The sequence below is a fragment of the Corynebacterium tuberculostearicum genome (genome assembly GCF_022347235.1).
GTDB lineage: Bacteria > Actinomycetota > Actinomycetes > Mycobacteriales > Mycobacteriaceae > Corynebacterium > Corynebacterium tuberculostearicum_F.
This window is the reverse complement of sequence record NZ_JAKRDX010000008.1, coordinates 55,867-73,717: the sequence shown is the minus strand read 5'-3', so window position 1 is coordinate 73,717 and position 17,851 is coordinate 55,867. Positions and strand designations below refer to the sequence as shown.

Here is a 17,851-nt window from a genome sequence, read left to right as displayed (position 1 = left end):
AGCCTTTCCATAAAGGAGGACACAATGGCACAGACCGATCTACCCGCACGCGGCCACTTTCCCCAGGTAAAGCTGGGAAAGAAGGTTCCTAAGAAAGCAGAAGCACTGCTGATCGCTGCATTCGAGGGCGAAGGCGGCCTCGAACTGCCAGGCACCGATCTACTTGGGGGCGCAGCGCTGCGCTCCACTTATGAAGCACTAGTGGCCGTAGGGGCCTCTGGCAAGGCCGGTGAGGTCACGCGCGTGCCGGCTCCGGCTAAGACCGGCGTGGCCTCCATTATCGCCGTTGGCTTGGGCGATGCTGAAGAGGTAGACGATGAGACGCTGCGCCGCGCTGCCGGGCAGGCCGCGCGTTCCATCACCAAGGTGGGGGCCGTAGCCACCTCGCTAGGCGATTTTGGTATCACCCCAGTGGTAGAAGGCCTCATCCTCGGCGGCTATAAGTACTCTGGCCTGCGCTCTGAATCGGCCGCGGAAACCACCACCTACACCGTGGTGGCGGAGAAGTCCGCACAAGAGGAATTCGACGGCGCCAAGATTACCGCCGAGTCCGTCCTCATCGCCCGCGACCTCGTCAATACCCCTTCCAACCTGCTCTACCCAGAAACCTACGCCGCGTTCCTGTCTGCCCAAGCGGCAGAAGCCGGCCTTGAGGTGGAGGTGTTGGATGAAAAGGCACTGGAAAAGCAGGGCTTTGGCGGCATCATGGCCGTCGGCCGTGGGTCCGCACGTCCGCCGCGCTTGGTCCGCTTGAGCTGGAAGCCGAAGAAGGCCAAGCGCCACGTCGCCCTAGTAGGCAAGGGAATCACTTTCGATACCGGCGGTATTTCCCTCAAGCCGGGCGCCAAGATGTGGGACATGATTTCTGACATGGGCGGTTCCGCTGCAATGGCCGCGGCCATCATCGCTGCGGCAAAGCTGAATCTGAAGGTGGGCATCACCGCTACCCTGCCGCTGGCAGAAAACATGCCGGGCAGCGATGCCACCCGCCCGGGTGACGTCATCACCCACTACGGCGGCATTACCTCCGAGGTTCTCAACACTGATGCGGAGGGCCGCCTCGTGCTTGCCGACGCCATTGCGCGCGCCAGCGAGGACAAGCCCGATTACCTCATCGAAACCGCGACCTTGACCGGTGCCCAGATGGTCGCCCTGGGTGAGCGCACCGCCGGCGTGATGGGCTCGGAAGAATTCCGCGATCGCATGGCCGAGATTGGCCGCGAGGTGGGCGAAAAGGCATGGGCCATGCCTTTGCTAGAGGAACACGAGGAATCCGTGAAGTCCGCCAGCGCCGATATCCGCAATATCAACGCCAAGCGTGAGGGCGGCATGGAATACGCCGGCACCTACCTCCAGCACTTCGTGGGCGAGGGAATCGAATGGGCTCATATCGACGTGGCAGGCCCTTCCTTCAACACCACGGGCGCTTATGGATACACCCCGAAGATGGGCACCGGCGTACCCACCCGCACGGTAATTGCCGCCCTGCGCGAGATTGCTGAATCAAAGTAGCACCACAACAGGCTTAGTGCGTTTAGAATCCTAGAGGCATGAAGCCTGCTTTAATCATCGTTGACGTACAACATGACTTCTGCCCCGGCGGCGCCTTAGGCACTGAGCGGGGCAATGAGGTTGCTGCAAAAATCGCCTCCCTGCAACAGGACTACGAAACCGTCGTAGCCACGCAGGATTGGCATATCGATCCGGGTTCTCACTTTTCAAAGGACCCGGATTTTGTCGATTCTTGGCCGGTGCACTGCGTAGCCGAGTCCCACGGGGCGGCCATGCATGAGGCCATCGGGCCGGCGCAAGCCTACTTCCGCAAGGGAGAATACACCGCCGCCTATTCCGGATTCGAAGGCGCTGCGAACGGCACCTTGCTCGCTGACTGGTTGCGCGAGCGCCACGTTGACGCCGTGGATATCGTGGGCATTGCCACCGATCACTGCGTGCGTGCCACGGCTGCCGACGCCCTTAAAGAAGGCTTTACCGTCCGCGTACTGCGTGAATATTGCTCCCCAGTGGACGAAGCCCGCGGCGAAGCCGCGTTGCAAGAGTTGGCCGCTGCCGGCGCCACCATCTGCTAAACACAGGAAAACGCCTACGGCCCTCGAACCGAATCTGGTCCGAGGGCCGCTGGCGTCTCTCTACAAGGTGTTTCCATGTATCAGCTAAAGTAGCCGCCCTCTGGAAACGGGAGGGGTTCTCTCTATCTCTCTCGCATGCGCTCTCTCAAACGCATGAATTAAGTATGGAATGCCGATATTGGATCCGGGTGTCAAGTACCTGAAAGTTTCCTGTTGAATTGTGCCACCAAGGCTCCTACTACCTCACCTCGGCAAATGCGTCTCCACCAAATTGGCGAAAGCTCTGCGCTACGCGAGACGATTGTTATAGGGTGATCTGCGTCCCCACGGGTGCCCGAGCACGGGCTGAGAGTGCGCTAAAGCTGCGCATAGACCGTTCGAACCTGTTTGGTTAATACCTACGAAGGAAGAGAGGAGCGCTTGCCATGACGGCTGCCCCAGAAAACCACCCTAAGCATTCCTATTCCCCCATTCACCACGACGGTCTAGAAGTTCCAGAGACCGAAATCCAACTGGATGATTCCCCACAAGGCCCCAATGAGCCCTTCCGCGTCTACCGCACACGTGGGCCAGAATGCGCACCTGAAGTGGGGCTACCGACCCTGCGCAGCGAGTGGATTAGCGAGCGCGGAGATACCAAAGAGTACGCCGGTCGCGGCCGCGAGCTGGCTGACGATGGACGTGCCGCACAGCGCCGCGGGGCGTCTTCCCAAGAGTGGAAAGGCTCTAAGCGCCCGCCGCTTAAGGCTCAGCCTGGGCGCCGCGTAACTCAAATGCACTACGCTCGCCAAGGAATCATCACCCGCGAAATGGAATTCGTAGCACTGCGTGAGCACTGCGATCCGGAATTCGTTCGCGCTGAGGTAGCTCGCGGCCGCGCCATTATCCCTAATAATGTCAACCACCCCGAGTCTGAGCCCATGATCATTGGGCGAAAATTTCTCACCAAAATCAACGCCAATATTGGTAACTCCGCGGTTACCTCCTCCATCGAGGAAGAAGTGTCCAAACTGCGCTGGGCTACCCAGTGGGGCGCGGACACCGTAATGGATCTTTCCACTGGTGACGATATCCACACCACCCGCGAGTGGATTTTGCGCAATTCCCCAGTTCCCATTGGCACCGTGCCCATTTACCAAGCATTGGAAAAGGTCAATGGCGTGGCAGAGGATCTGACCTGGGAAATCTTCCGCGATACCGTCATCGAGCAATGCGAACAGGGTGTGGACTATATGACCATTCACGCCGGTGTGCTCTTGGCGTATGTACCGCTAGCAAGCAATCGCGTGACCGGCATTGTCAGCCGCGGTGGCTCCATCATGGCGGGATGGTGCCTTGCTCACCACAAAGAGTCATTTCTGTACGAGCACTTCGATGAGCTGTGCGAGATTTTCGCTCAATACGATGTTGCATTTTCGCTTGGCGACGGCCTGCGCCCCGGCAGCCTTGCCGATGCTAACGACGCCGCCCAATTTGCAGAGCTAAAGACTATCGGCGAGCTTACCCGCCGCGCCTGGGAGTATGACGTCCAAGTCATGGTGGAAGGCCCCGGACACGTGCCGCTCAACATGATTCAAGAAAACAACGAGCTCGAACAGGACTGGGCTTCAGATGCCCCCTTTTATACCCTCGGCCCTCTAGTTACCGATATCGCCCCTGGCTATGATCACATCACTTCCGCCATCGGTGCCGCCCATATCGCAATGGGTGGTACAGCCATGTTGTGCTATGTCACGCCGAAGGAGCACTTGGGACTGCCCAACCGCGATGATGTAAAAACTGGCGTCATTACTTATAAGATTGCGGCGCATTCAGCGGACGTGGCCAAGGGACATCCAGGCGCCCGCGCTTGGGACGATGCCATGAGCAAGGCCCGCTTTGAATTTCGCTGGAATGACCAATTTGCGCTCTCCCTCGACCCAGAGACCGCGCAGGCCTATCACGATGAAACGTTGCCTGCTGAGCCAGCAAAGACCGCACACTTTTGTTCCATGTGTGGGCCGAAGTTCTGCTCCATGCGCATTAGCCAAGACATCCGCGAGATGTTCGGCGGGCAAATGGCCGAGCTGGGCATGCCGACGCTGGGCGAGCAGGTCCACGCGGCAGCCCACGGCCCAGCACCAGAGGAAGGTATGCAGGAAAAATCCGCCGAATTCCGCCGCAACGGGTCTCAAATTTATGTACGCGAGGATGCTGACCTAGCTTAGCTCTCGCCCTGTATCGGGATTTTCGCCGCGCTCAAATCGGGCGCGGCGTTGCCTTTGCTCTTCCCTTTTGCGCAAGATGCGCTGCCTTTCCATGCGATCGCGCATGCGCTGCGGATAGCCGGTTTCTTCTACATCATAAATATCGCAGCTCAATAGTTTGGCCACCGCATCGATGCCCTTTGGCCCGCCAATACGGCGCCGGATAAAATCGCCGTTTTCATCCACAACGACAACGGACATCTCATTGACTACCGTTTCCGGCTCCACAAAGGCTTCTATAAAAGCCTTTCCGGCGGCCCAATGTTGCAGATCCTGCGCGTCTTCCGGGCGGACGGTCTCCCCCGGTCCGCGGGGTGGTCGCAGCGACGATCTGGACTTATTGCGGCGGAAAGGGTTGAACATAATTGCCTAGCTTACCCGGAAGGAGGGTAGTTACTAACCCCACATCTGCACGAGGGTGAGCATCACGCTGTAAGATTGTCGGGTAGCGATAGAACACTTCCAACTTTCGAGGAGTCTTATAACTCATGGCGAACTCCGTTGAGATGCCCGAGCTGGGCGAATCCGTAACCGAAGGCACCATCACGCAGTGGCTCAAGTCCGTCGGCGATACCGTCGAGGTAGACGAACCATTGCTCGAGGTCTCCACCGACAAGGTCGATACCGAAATCCCCTCCCCCGTAGCCGGCACCATTATTGAAATTAAGGCTGACGAGGATGACACCATCGAGGTTGGCGAGGTCATCGCCATCATCGGTGACGAGGATGAGGCAGGCTCCGCATCCAACGACTCCTCCGCTGACAAGGGCGAGGAAGAAGCAGAAGAAAAGAAGGAAGAGCCGAAGGCTGACTCCTCCAACGGCGGCTCCGGCGACGCAGCCGACGTAGAAATGCCAGAACTCGGCGAGTCCGTCACCGAAGGCACCATCACCCAGTGGCTGAAGTCCGTTGGCGACACCGTCGAGGTAGACGAACCACTGCTCGAGGTCTCCACCGACAAGGTCGATACTGAAATTCCTTCCCCAGTAGCAGGCACCCTGGTAGAAATCCTCGCCGACGAGGACGACACCATCGAGGTCGGCGAAGTCATCGCCCGCATCGGCGACGAAAACGCCACCGCATCCTCCTCCGAGGCCAAGCCAGAGCCACAGGAAGAAAAGAAGGAAGAGCCCAAGGCCGAAGAAAAGGAAGAGCCGAAGGCTGACTCCTCCAACGGCGGCTCCGGCGACGCAGCCGACGTAGAAATGCCAGAACTCGGCGAATCCGTCACCGAAGGCACCATCACCCAGTGGCTCAAGTCCGTCGGCGACACCGTCGAGGTAGACGAACCACTGCTCGAGGTCTCCACCGACAAGGTCGACACCGAAATTCCTTCCCCAGTAGCAGGCACCCTGGTAGAAATCCTCGCCGACGAAGACGACACCATCGAGGTCGGCGAAGTCATCGCCCGCATCGGCGACGAAAACGCCACCGCATCCTCCTCCGAGGCCAAGCCAGAGCCACAGGAAGAAAAGAAGGAAGAGCCAAAGGCAGAAGAAAAGGAAGAGAAGAAGCCAGAACCAAAGGCTGAGGAAAAGAAGGAGTCCAAGCAGGATTCCTCCCTGAACACCTCTGCCAAGGTCAACAATGGCGATAACGTTCCTTATGTCACCCCACTGGTACGCAAGCTTGCTGAAAAGCACGGCGTAGACCTCAACACCGTTGAGGGCACCGGCGTGGGCGGCCGCATCCGTAAGCAGGACGTGCTCGCCGCTGCTGGCGAGGGCGATGCACCTGCCAAGTCTGGCGCACAGTCCGATAACTCCCCACGCGCTCGTTGGTCCACCAAGTCCGTGGACCCGGCCAAGCAGGAGCTCATCGGCACCACCCAGAAGGTCAACCGCATCCGCGAAATCACCGCCGCCAAGATGGTCGAGGCGCTGCAGATTTCTGCGCAGCTTACCCACGTTCAGGAAGTCGACATGACTGCCATCTGGGATATGCGCAAGAAGAACAAGCAGGCGTTCATCGACAAGCACGGTGCCAACCTGTCCTTCCTGCCATTCATCGTGAAGGCTACCGCCGAGGCTCTGGTCTCCCACCCGAACGTCAATGCGTCTTATAACCCAGAGACCAAGGAGATGACCTACCACTCGGACGTCAACATCGCTATCGCCGTTGACACCCCGAAGGGCCTGCTCACCCCGGTCATCCACAAGGCACAGGACATGACCCTGCCGCAGATCGCTCAGCAGATTGCAGAGCTGGCCGATAAGGCCCGCAATAACAAGCTGAAGCCGAACGATCTCACCGGTGCTACCTTCACCGTGACCAACATCGGTTCCGAGGGCGCCATGCTCGATACCCCGATCTTGGTTCCGCCACAGGCCGGCATCCTGGGCACCGCGGCTATTGAGAAGCGCCCGGTCGTTGTCAACGAGAACGGCCAGGACGCCATCGCCATCCGCCAGATGTGCTACCTGCCATTCACCTACGATCACCAGGTAGTTGACGGTGCGGACGCAGGCCGCTTCATCACCACCATCAAGGACCGCCTGCAGACCGCAGACTTCCAGGCAGACCTCGAAGTCTAAAGGTTCTATCGCCGCTTAAAGCCTCTTAGCCCCACCGCGGGGCTAAGAGGCTTTAGCTATGTCTGGGGTGCCAAGTGGGGGTGATGGATCCAAAAAGGCCGGACTAATCCATCCCTTTTTATTCGAGGTGTTGAGGGAGCTTTGCCCCTAAGCCCATGGTGAGCGCACTGGGTGCAGTTCTATACAGTGACGCGCTGCATAAAAGTTTCCAAAGCGGGATCGGCTCACCCATTGTTAAACATATAATTGGGGCGGTTACAGCCACTGTCCCCCTATTAAGGAGTCTCACTGACATGGAATTCATCTCCCGCCACCTAGGGCCGGATTCTGCGGAGCAGGCCACCATGCTTGCGAAGGTAGGCTACGACAGCGTGGACGCGCTGGTCGATGCCGCCATTCCGTCAAAGATCCGCGCCGCAGAACTGCCTCAGCTTCCTGAGGCGCTCTCGGAAGATGAAGCGCAGGCTACATTGCGGGAGTACGCCAACCAGAACACGGTGCTGAAGTCCTTCTACGGACAAGGATTTTCTGACACCCTCACCCCCGCGGTCATCCGCCGCGGTTTACTGGAGGATGCGGGATGGTACACCGCCTATACCCCGTATCAGCCAGAGATCTCCCAGGGTCGTCTTGAAGCGCTGTTGAACTTCCAGACCATGATTGAGTCCCTGTCCGGACTGCCCATCGCGAATGCTTCTTTGCTGGACGAGGCCTCTGCCACCGCGGAAGCCGTGGGGCTTATGTCCCGCGCGGTCAAGAAGGGTCGCCGCGTGGTGTTGGATTCTCGCCTGCACCCGCAGGTGCTTACCGTCGCCGCGGAGCGCGCCCGCGCGATTGACCTTGAGGTAGAAATCGTGGACCTGCGCGAAGGCCTCGTGGGCGAGGACCTCATCGGCGCGGTAATCGCCTACACCGGTACCGAGGGCGACATCTTTGACCCCTCCACCATCATCGAGGAGCTGCACACCCGCGGCGCTTTGGCCACCGTGGCCACCGACCCGCTTTCGCTGCTCCTGCTGGAGGCACCTGGCTCGCTGGGCGCCGATATTGTGCTCGGTTCTTCCCAGCGCTTTGGCGTTCCGCTCTTCTTCGGCGGCCCGCACGCTGCCTACATGGCGGTCACGGAAAAACTCAAGCGCCAGATGCCTGGCCGCATCGTGGGCGTGTCCAAGGACGCGGATGGTCGCCCCGCTTACCGCCTAGCACTGCAGACCCGCGAGCAGCACATTCGCCGTGAACGCGCTACCTCCAATATTTGTACTGCGCAGGCACTACTGGCTAATGTCGCCTCCATGTACGCCGTCTACCACGGCCCGCAAGGCCTCAAGGCCATTGCCCAGCGCGTCCACGCGCTCGCTTCCTCCTTTGCGCAGGCCGTCAAGGATGCCGGAAAGCAACTCGTGTCCGAGGACTTCTTCGATACCGTGACCGTCGCCGGCGTAGACGCCGCCACCATCAAGACTGACCTCCAAAAGGAGGGCTACCTCGTGCGCACCATCGGCGAGGACAAGGTATCGGTGTCCTTTGGTGAGTCGGCAACCAAGGAGGACGTCGCCAAGCTCGCCCACGCCTTTGGCGCCGACGCTGCTGAGGCGGACTTTGCTCTGCCGGAGAACCTGCAGCGCGGCGAGGAGCCGCTCCAGCACGAAATCTTCAACCGCATCCATTCCGAGACCCAGATGCTGCGCTACCTGCGCAAGCTGGCCGATAAGGACTTAGCGCTCGACCGCACCATGATCCCGCTGGGCTCCTGCACCATGAAGCTCAACCCCACGGCCGCCATGGAGCCGATTTCCTGGCCGGAGTTTGCAGGCATCCACCCCTACGCACCAGAGGAAACGACCGCCGGTTGGCGCGCATTGGTAGAAGAGATTGAGGGCTGGCTGGCCGAGGTCACCGGCTACGCCAAGGTCTCCATCCAGCCCAATGCCGGCTCCCAGGGCGAGCTGGCGGGTCTCTTGGCCATCCGCCGCTATCACGTAGCCAATGGCGATAACGAGCGCGATGTAGTGCTCATCCCAGCTTCCGCGCACGGTACCAATGCCGCCTCGGCAACGCTGGCTAACCTGCGCGTTGTCGTGGTGAAGACCGCCGAGGATGGCTCTATTGACCTGGCGGATTTGGATGAGAAGATTGCCAAGCACGGCAACCACATCGCCGGCATCATGGTGACCTACCCCTCCACCCACGGTGTCTTTGACCCCGAGGTCCGAGACGTATGCGATAAGGTCCACGCGGTGGGCGGCCAGGTCTACATCGACGGTGCGAATATGAACGCGCTGACCGGCTGGGCCCGCCCAGGCCAGTTCGGCGGCGATGTTTCCCACCTCAACTTGCACAAGACCTTTACCATTCCGCATGGCGGTGGCGGCCCGGGCGTGGGTCCGGTTGCAGTGGCCGAGCACCTCATCCCCTTCCTGCCCACCAACGCCGCGGATCCGCAGCTAGATGCCACCACCGCTACCCCGGTAGGTCAGGGCGTGCCAATTACCAATACCAAGTACGGCTCGGCGGGTGTGCTGCCGATTTCCTGGGCGTACCTCGCTATGACCGGTGCACAGGGACTGGCGCAGGCCTCCGCCCACGCCATTTTGGGCGCGAACTACTTGGCCAAGTCCTTGGAAGATTCTTTCCCTGTGCTCTACACCGGCAACGCTGGCTTGGTGGCGCACGAATGCATCCTGGATCTGCGCGCGCTTACCGACGCCTCCGGGGTCACCGCAGCCGACGTAGCCAAGCGCCTCGTGGACTTTGGTTTCCACGCACCGACCCTCGCCTTCCCGGTGGCCGGCACCCTCATGGTCGAGCCCACCGAGTCTGAAGACTTGGGTGAGCTGGACCGCTTCATTGAGGCCATGCGCACCATTCGCGCCGAGATCCAAGAGATCATCGACGGCGAGGTTTCCTACGAAGGCTCCGTTATCCACCACGCACCATTTACCGCGGAGTCCATCGGCTCCGATACGTGGGAGTTCTCCTTCAGCCGCGAAAAGGCCGCGTGGCCCGTGAAATCCCTACGCCACAGCTACAAGTACTTCCCGCCGGTGCGCCGCATCGACGAGGCCTACGGCGACCGCAACCTGGTCTGCAGCTGCCCACCACCAGAAGCTTTCGACATCGACGATTCTGAGGAGTAACCATGACCGAACTACTCACCTCCCCGCTTCATGCCGAGCACGAAAAACTCGGCGCCACTTTCACGGCCTTCGGCCCGTGGAACATGCCCTTGAAGTACCAGAACGAGCTGGACGAGCACCGCGCGGTGCGCAGCACCGCTGGCCTCTTTGACCTATCCCACATGGGCGAAATCTGGGTCAATGGCGCCGACGCCGGCAAGTTCTTGTCCTATGCCTTCATCTCCAACTTCGAGCCCCTCAAGGTGGGCAAGGCCAAGTACTCCATGATTACCGCTGAAGACGGCGGCATCATCGATGACCTGATTACCTACCGCTTTGAAGAGGACAAATTCCTCGTCGTCCCGAATGCCGGCAACGCCGATACCGTATGGGACGAGCTCAACAATCGCGCCGAGGGCTTCGATGTGACTCTGAAGAACGAGTCCCGGGACGTCGCCATGATCGCCGTCCAGGGCCCTAAGGCCGCAGAAATCCTCGTGCCGCTGGTAGAAGACAATAAGCAGGACGAGGTGTATAACCTCGGCTACTACGCTGCCACCATGGGCAAGGTAGCGCGCACCTTTGCCATTATCGCGCGCACCGGCTACACCGGTGAGGATGGCTTCGAGCTCATCGTGTATAACTCCGATGCCCCACAGCTGTGGGAGGAATTGCTCAAGGCCGGTGAAGAGTATGACATCAAGCCGTGTGGCCTTGCCGCCCGCGATTCCCTGCGCCTCGAGGCCGGCATGCCGCTCTACGGCAACGAGCTCTCTCGCGATATCACCCCGGTAGAGGCGGGCATGGCGCGTGCTTTTGCCAAGAAGGAGGCCGATTTCGTCGGCGCCGAGGTCATCCGCCAGCGCGCCGCCGAAGGCCCGCAGGTAGCTATCACGGGTCTTACCTCCACGCAGCGCCGCGCCGCGCGCGCCGGAGCCGAAGTATTCGTGGGAGACAAGAAGGTCGGAACCGTCACTTCCGGCCAGCCTTCCCCCACCCTGGGACACCCAGTGGCCATCGCGCTGCTGGAAACCAGCGCCGGACTCGAGCCCGGCGCCGAAGTCGAAGTAGAGATCCGCGGCAAGCGCTATCCTTTTGAAGTAACCGCGTTGCCGTTCTACAAGCGCGATAAGTAAACACTTTCTCAACGAGCCCGAAAGGACTACATCACCATGGCTACCCTTCCACAAGATTTCTCCTACTCCGAAGACCACGAGTGGGTCAACGCCACCGCTGACGCCGTCGCAGGCGCTACCGTGCGCATCGGCATTACCTCCGTCGCTGCCGATCGCTTGGGCGAGGTTGTCTTTGCTGAGCTACCGGAGGTGGGCGATACCGTCACCGCCGGCGAGTCCTGCGGCGAGGTGGAATCCACCAAGTCCGTCTCCGACCTCTACTCCCCTGTCACCGGCACCGTCAAGGACGTCAACGAGGCCGTGCACGATGACTACGCCGTCATCAACAACGATCCGTTCGGTGAGGGCTGGCTGTTCGAGGTCGAGGTAGATGAGGCAGGCGAGCTCATGGATGCCGCCGCCTACGCATCCGCTAACGGCTTGGACTAATTCGGCCCCACGCGGGAGGGTGTGCCACGCGCATCCTCCCGCTTTGCTTTGCCCGCCGCACCAGAGGAAACTTTGAGGCTATGACTGCACCACGCGATCCTTTCTTCCCCGCCGAGCGCTCCATTCGCGCCTCCGATAAGCCACTAGAGGTCCGTTTCTTAGGCCGGATGGACTACCAAGAGGCGTGGGACTACCAGGCCGAGGTAGCGGCCGCCCGCGCCAAGGGCGAGCAGGGCGACGTGGTGCTTGTGGTCGAGCACCCCAATATCTATACCGCCGGCAAGCGCACCCAGCCAGAGGATATGCCCGATAACGGCCTGCCCGTTATCACCGTGGACCGCGGCGGGCGCATTACCTGGCATGGCGAGGGCCAGCTGGTCATCTACCCCATTATCAAGCTGGCAGAGCCTGTCGACGTCGTCGACTATGTCCGCCGCTTGGAGGAAGCCACCATCCAGACGGTTCGCCAGATGGGGGTGACCACCGCTGGGCGCATCGACGGCCGATCGGGCGTATGGGTCCCCTCCACCACCCAGGCCAAGGATCCGGCTGCCCCGAAGCGCGACCGCAAGATTGCCGCCCTAGGCATCCGCATTACCCGCGGGGTGACCATGCACGGCTTGGCGCTCAATTGCTGCAATACGCTGGAGTACTACGACCACATCGTGGCCTGCGGCATCGATGACGCCGACGTGACCACCCTGTCCCTAGAACTGGGCCACCAAGTCACCCTCGAGGATGCCACCCAGCCGCTGTTGCAAGCGCTGGACGACGCCCTCTCGGGCCGCCTCATCGTTGCCGACCACACCTTCGGCTCAGCCCTGGATCCCACGAAGCTGGCTAATGAAAGGGCACGGGAGAGGCGTCGGCAAGCGCAGCAGTAGCCCTCGTTCGGGGCTGGCGCGGAATAGGATGTGACTGCGGCGACATATACCTAGAAGAGCTATTAGCCATCACCACCATCAACCGATAAAGTGAGTTTTTGTGACTGTAAAGCCTGAAGGACGCAAGATGCTCCGCATTGAAAAGAAGAATGCGGAGTCACCCATCGAACAAAAGCCACGCTGGATTCGCAACCAGGTCCGCACCGGCCCGGGCTACGAGGACATGAAGTCCCGCGTGGCCGGCGCCTCCCTGCACACCGTGTGCCAAGAGGCAGGCTGCCCGAATATCCACGAGTGCTGGGAATCCCGCGAGGCTACGTTCCTTATCGGTGGCGATAAGTGCACCCGCCGCTGCGACTTCTGCGATATTGCCACCGGCAAGCCGGAAGAACTCGACCGCGACGAGCCGCGCCGCGTGGCCGAAAATATCCGGGAAATGGACCTTAACTACACCACCATTACCGGCGTTACCCGCGACGATCTTCCGGATGAGGGCGCCTGGCTCTATGCCGAGGTCGTGCGCAAGATTCACGAGCTTAACCCGCACACCGGCGTGGAAAACCTCACCCCGGATTTCTCCGGAAAGCCGGACCTTTTGGAAGAAGTTTTTGAGGCCAAGCCAGAGGTCTTCGCCCACAACCTGGAAACCGTGCCGCGCATCTTTAAGCGCATCCGCCCGGCCTTCCGCTACGAGCGCTCCCTGGACGTTATCCGCCAGGCCCACGACTATGGCCTGATTACCAAGTCCAACCTGATTTTGGGCATGGGCGAGACCGAGGATGAGGTCGAGGAAGCATTGCGTGACCTGCGTTCTGCCGGCTGCGATATCATCACCATCACCCAGTACCTGCGCCCCGGCCCGCGCTTCCACCCGATTGAGCGCTGGGTGCGCCCAGAGGAATTCGTCGCCCACTCCAAGCTGGCCAAGGAGCTCGGCTTCGGCGGCGTCATGTCCGGCCCGCTGGTGCGCTCGTCCTACCGCGCCGGCCGCCTCTACGTGCAGGCCATGGAAAAGCGCGGCTTCGAGCTGCCGGAAAACCTCAAGCACCTGGCCGAGACCTCCCAGGGTGCCACCGCCCAAGAGGCCTCCACCCTGCTGGAGAAGTACGGCCCCTCGGAAGAGACTCCAGTGACCACCCGCATGGCCAAGACCCCGGCTAATGCAAATTCGGCGGCGGCCACCATCCGCTAAACCGAACGTTTTCATAACGGCCTGCGCTTTTCGCGTGGGCCGTTTTAACATTTATGCCCGTTGACCTTTAAAGTAGGAGCCATGGCGAAAGATGACAAGGCAGCACTAAAGGCTGCAAAGAAGCAAGAACGCGCGGCCAAGCGCCAGCAGCGTAAGCAAACCTGGTCCCAGATGTGGCAAGCATTCAATATGCAGCGCAAGCAGGATAAGGCGCTTATCCCCATCATGCTGGGTGCCTTCCTGGGCATGGGCTTGCTCTTCTTCCTCATTGGCATGCTTTTTGGCGGCGAATGGTTCATGCTCATCCTCGGTTTGGGCATCGGCGCGCTGCTCGCTATGTTCCTCTTCACCCGCCGCCTTGAGCGCGATATGTACAAGCGCGTGGAAGACCAGCCGGGCGCTGCCGGCTGGGCGCTGGAGCAGCAGCTCCGTAATACCGTGGGCATCGTGTGGTCCGTAAAGACCGGTGTGGCCGCCACCCGCCAGCAGGATCTTATCCACCGCGTCATCGGCAACGCCGGCGTCATCTTCGTTTGCGAGGGCAATAAGAATCGCGTACGCCCCACCTTGAACCAGCTTAAGAAGCGTGTAGACAAGATCGCCGGCGGCGTTCCCGTCTACGAGATCTTCGTAGGCAACGGCGAGGACGAGGTTCCCGTATCCAAGCTGCGCAATAAGGTCATGAAGCTGCCGCGCAACTTCAATAAGAACGAAACCTACGAAAACATCCGCCGCATCGAGGCCATGGACTCCATGCCGGGTACCACCCCGGGCATGCCTAAGGGCCCTATGCCCCACCAGGCGCAGAACATGGCCGGCATGAACCGCCGCATGCGCCGCGCCCAGCAGCGCAAGAAGAATAAATAAGCGCCTAAAGCTAATCCCTGCTACACCGTCGACGGCGTAGCAGGGATTTTCTTATACCCAGAAAAGTCGGGCACCTTAGGAGCGAATAACGATGGTGCCGGTGGCGCGGTCGTGCATTCCGCGTCCATCCGCATCAACCATGGCCGCCGGGAACAGCACACCGGTGAGCACCGTGCGCAGCGCCGCGCGCCATAGGCCCACGTGGGCACCGGGGACATCGAGTCGCGCCACGCCCATCCCCAGCAGCAGCATGCCGGGGGTGCGGGCAAAGAGCCACCCACACACAATGCCCATGATGACCCACAGGGCGTAGCCCAAGAAGGCCACACCGCCCAATTCCGTGGTGAACATGTGGATCAGGTTGGCAATGAGCATGCACACGATCCAGTCAATGGCCACGGCGCCGGCGCGGCGGCCAACGGGGGCCAGTGACCCCGGCCCGGACTCCGGAAGGCCGAGCTTTTCGCCCGGCCAGCGGCCGGGACCTTCCATGTCATCGTATTCGCCCGGAATATTCGGCCCGTCGAGCCACGTACGCTTATCTGCCATGCTCACCAATCTAGCGGGCACAAAGTGAGATGTGAAACGAGGGGAATCGCGATGCCTCGGGCGCGAACCTAGTAGGCTATAGAGAGACAATTCACCGGTCAACAACGAGGAGACAAACGTGTCTTTCGAGACAGTGCAGGACATCGTCCAATTTATTAAGGACGAGGACGTAAAGTTCGTCGATATCCGCTTTACGGACGTCCCAGGCACCGAGCACCACTTTTCCATCCCAGCAGAAGAGTTCACCGTAGAAGATGCCGAAAGCGGCCTCGCTTTCGACGGCTCCTCTATCCGCGGATTCACCACCATCGATGAGTCCGACATGACCCTGCTGCCGGATCCAGCCACCGCACATATCGATCCGTTCCGCACGGCCAAGACCCTGAACATCAAGTTCTTCGTCCACGACCCATTTACCTTTGAGCCTTTCTCCCGCGACCCACGCAACATCGCGCGCAAGGCAGAAGAGTACCTGCAGTCCACCGGCATTGCCGATACCTGCAACTTTGGCGCTGAGGCCGAGTTCTACCTCTTTGACTCCGTGCGCTTTGGCACCGACGTACAGCACGGCTTCTACGAGGTGGATTCCGATGAGGGTTGGTGGAACCGCGATAGCGAAACCAACTTCGACGGCACCCCGAACACCGGCTACAAGACCCGTATGAAGGGCGGCTACTTCCCCACCGCGCCGTATGACAAGCACGGTGAGGTGCGCGACGCCATGGTAGAGAACCTGCAGAAGGTTGGCTTCGATGTCGAGCGCTTCCACCACGAGGTCGGTGCCGGCCAGAATGAGATCAACTACCGCTTCAACTCCATGTTGCACGCGGGCGATGACATCCAGACCTTCAAGTACGTGGTCAAGCAGACCGCGGCACAGTGGGGCAAGACCGCAACCTTCATGCCTAAGCCGCTGGCTGGCGATAATGGTTCCGGCATGCACGCCCACATGTCCCTGTGGAAGGACGGCAAGCCTCTCTTCCACGATGAGGCTGGCTACGCAGGCCTTTCCGATATCGCCCGCTACTACATCGGCGGTATCCTCCACCACGCCGGTGCAGTTCTTGCGTTCACCAACCCGACGCTGAACTCCTACCACCGCCTGGTGCCAGGCTTCGAGGCTCCGATCAACCTGGTGTACTCCCAGCGCAACCGCTCGGCCGCTATCCGTATCCCGATTACCGGTTCCAACCCGAAGGCCAAGCGCATCGAGTTCCGCGCACCGGACCCATCCGGCAACCCGTACTTGGGCTTTGCCGCCATGATGATGGCCGGCATCGACGGCGTAAAGAACCGCATTGAGCCGCACGCTCCAGTTGATAAGGACCTCTACGAGCTGCCGCCGGCAGAGGCTGAGTCCATCCCGCAGGCACCGACCTCCCTCGAGGCTTCCTTGAAGGCCCTGCAGGAGGATATGGACTTCCTCACCGAAGGCGATGTCTTCACCGAGGATCTCATCGAGACCTACATCAACTACAAGTACGAGAACGAGATCAACCCGGTTCGCCTGCGTCCTACCCCGCAGGAATTTGAAATGTACTACGACTGCTAGAGCTACGCTTGCCGACGCCCCCTCTCGCCACCGGCTTTCCGCCTTCCTAGGCTCCCTAATTGCTGAGTGCCGATTGGGGGCCTTGCAGATCTATGTGCACTTTGGCTTCAGAAGTTTTGCACCCAACATTGACAAGCGCCCTCGGTTCTTGGCGGTGCCCCACTCCTTGTTGTTTGACTATCGCAGCGTTTTCAGATGCATGGCACTTGAGCAAAACCTTGCGCAAATGATTACTAAGATTGCGCATTTTGCGCTATACTTTAGTCAACCGATACCCCCTCCAAGCTTCCCATAGGAACAGCTCAATATGAGAGGGGGGCTTTGCTATTCTGAAGCAATGAACCGCAGGAAGAAGTTCCTTAGCATTGAAGAGCAAGTCAGTTTAATTCAACGCCGTGGGTTAATCCTTCCTTCCGAAAAATCTGCTAAAGATTTCCTTGAGCGCCAAAATTATTACCGCTTTTCGGGCTACATGCGGTACTTCCAAGAAAACTTAGCCGGTAACGAAGCCAAATTCTTTCCTGGTACCCAGTGGGATGAAATAGTTAATATCTACCGGTTGGACATCGAACTTCGTTCTCTTCTTCTCCGCGGGCTCCAAGAAGCAGAGCTTGCGGCCAGGACGGCCTTTGCTCTCAGCGAAGGTGAAATCCATTCTCCTTATGAGAAGTATCTTCAGCCCACTGCGTACCGGCGCCCACCAAATCCGGCCATGCCGCCCACACACGATCTAATTATCAGTGAGCTCAAGCGGTCTAAGGAACCATACCTCCATAAATACCAAAAGGACTCAGGGTCCGACACTGAAAGGTGGGTTTACGATGTCCCAATTTGGGTGGCCGTCGAGGCTCTGTCCTTTGGTACGCTGTCGAAAGCGATAAGCTTCCGAAACGACCACAACCAGGTTTACGCAAAGACTTGTTCCATTCTTGGCGTAAAGAAACAATATTTGGCGCGCCAATTGCGCTCTTTTACATTCGTGAGAAATAAGTGCGCTCACTCAGCTCGGTTATGGAACGGTTTCGTTTTGGACCAACCTGCAGTTTCCAATGCTACGAAGCGGCGTGCTGTGAAAGTTTTAGGTCAAAATTACGGCGAGAACTCGCTACTAGCAGTAATTGTAGCCCTTGATAACTTTCTCTTCCTTACTCATTCGTGGGTTGGATTTTTGGATGAGTATATGAAGCTGGTCGAACGAAATCCGGATTTCCACCAAGGTATAGCGAATCCTCATCATTCATAGCCTCCTTGCTGTATGA

14 protein-coding genes and 1 riboswitch are annotated in these 17,851 nt (G+C 59.6%); of the genes, 12 read left to right on the top strand and 2 right to left on the bottom strand.

Annotated elements, in window-relative coordinates:
* Positions 1-24: 24 nt before the first annotated feature.
* The 3 genes from MHK09_RS06090 to thiC all read left to right on the top strand — a co-directional run bounded on the left by MHK09_RS06090 (position 25) and on the right by thiC (position 4,294).
* The gene (locus MHK09_RS06090; protein WP_179386738.1) at positions 25-1,512 is read left to right on the top strand and encodes a leucyl aminopeptidase; all 1,488 of its coding nucleotides are present in this window, start codon (positions 25-27) and stop codon (positions 1,510-1,512) included.
* A gap of 38 nt (positions 1,513-1,550) precedes the next feature.
* Positions 1,551-2,087, top strand: a complete 537-nt coding sequence (locus MHK09_RS06085) for an isochorismatase family protein (protein WP_250412996.1) — start codon at positions 1,551-1,553, stop codon at positions 2,085-2,087.
* 316 nt (positions 2,088-2,403) lie between these two features.
* Positions 2,404-2,514: riboswitch (TPP riboswitch) on the top strand.
* Positions 2,513-4,294 (top strand): phosphomethylpyrimidine synthase ThiC, encoded by a 1,782-nt coding sequence (thiC, locus tag MHK09_RS06080; RefSeq protein WP_250412995.1) that lies wholly within the window; start codon positions 2,513-2,515, stop codon positions 4,292-4,294. It overlaps the preceding riboswitch by 2 nt.
* Here the strand turns inward: thiC and MHK09_RS06075 are convergent.
* Positions 4,286-4,696, bottom strand: coding sequence for a hypothetical protein (locus MHK09_RS06075; protein ID WP_005324442.1), 411 nt, complete (start codon positions 4,694-4,696; stop codon positions 4,286-4,288). The two genes, thiC and MHK09_RS06075, sit on opposite strands and share 9 nt — an antisense overlap.
* A 125-nt stretch (positions 4,697-4,821) precedes the next feature.
* On the opposite strand from MHK09_RS06075, the gene sucB reads away from it, so the two are divergent.
* The 7 genes from sucB (at position 4,822) to MHK09_RS06040 (ending at position 14,491) form a co-directional block, all read left to right on the top strand.
* A complete protein-coding gene (sucB, locus tag MHK09_RS06070; protein ID WP_225746691.1) occupies positions 4,822-6,867 on the top strand; it encodes a 2-oxoglutarate dehydrogenase, E2 component, dihydrolipoamide succinyltransferase in 2,046 nt (681 codons plus the stop codon).
* Between the two features lie 293 nt (positions 6,868-7,160).
* Positions 7,161-10,004, top strand: a complete 2,844-nt coding sequence (gene gcvP / locus MHK09_RS06065; RefSeq protein WP_250412994.1) for an aminomethyl-transferring glycine dehydrogenase — start codon at positions 7,161-7,163, stop codon at positions 10,002-10,004.
* 2 nt (positions 10,005-10,006) lie between these two features.
* Positions 10,007-11,119, top strand: a complete 1,113-nt coding sequence (gcvT, locus tag MHK09_RS06060; RefSeq protein ID WP_250412993.1) for a glycine cleavage system aminomethyltransferase GcvT — start codon at positions 10,007-10,009, stop codon at positions 11,117-11,119.
* Positions 11,120-11,155: 36 nt separating this feature from the next.
* On the top strand, positions 11,156-11,548 hold the full coding sequence (gene gcvH / locus MHK09_RS06055; RefSeq protein ID WP_250408626.1) for a glycine cleavage system protein GcvH: 393 nt from the start codon (positions 11,156-11,158) through the stop codon (positions 11,546-11,548).
* Between the two features lie 80 nt (positions 11,549-11,628).
* Positions 11,629-12,432 (top strand): lipoyl(octanoyl) transferase LipB, encoded by an 804-nt coding sequence (gene lipB / locus MHK09_RS06050; protein ID WP_250412992.1) that lies wholly within the window; start codon positions 11,629-11,631, stop codon positions 12,430-12,432.
* A gap of 127 nt (positions 12,433-12,559) precedes the next feature.
* Positions 12,560-13,624, top strand: a complete 1,065-nt coding sequence (lipA, locus tag MHK09_RS06045) for a lipoyl synthase (protein ID WP_005327094.1) — start codon at positions 12,560-12,562, stop codon at positions 13,622-13,624.
* Between the two features lie 81 nt (positions 13,625-13,705).
* Entirely contained in the window at positions 13,706-14,491 is a 786-nt protein-coding gene (locus MHK09_RS06040) for a DUF4191 domain-containing protein (RefSeq protein WP_250408625.1), read from the top strand.
* Positions 14,492-14,566: 75 nt separating this feature from the next.
* On the opposite strand, the gene MHK09_RS06035 is transcribed toward MHK09_RS06040, so the two are convergent.
* Positions 14,567-15,040 (bottom strand): RDD family protein, encoded by a 474-nt coding sequence (locus tag MHK09_RS06035; RefSeq protein ID WP_005328129.1) that lies wholly within the window; start codon positions 15,038-15,040, stop codon positions 14,567-14,569.
* Positions 15,041-15,158: 118 nt separating this feature from the next.
* On the opposite strand from MHK09_RS06035, the gene glnA reads away from it, so the two are divergent.
* Together glnA and MHK09_RS06025 are read left to right on the top strand one after the other, a co-directional pair.
* Entirely contained in the window at positions 15,159-16,592 is a 1,434-nt protein-coding gene (gene glnA / locus MHK09_RS06030) for a type I glutamate--ammonia ligase (RefSeq protein ID WP_005324424.1), read from the top strand.
* 337 nt (positions 16,593-16,929) lie between these two features.
* On the top strand, positions 16,930-17,835 hold the full coding sequence (locus MHK09_RS06025) for an Abi family protein (RefSeq protein ID WP_250412991.1): 906 nt from the start codon (positions 16,930-16,932) through the stop codon (positions 17,833-17,835).
* Positions 17,836-17,851: the final 16 nt, after the last annotated feature.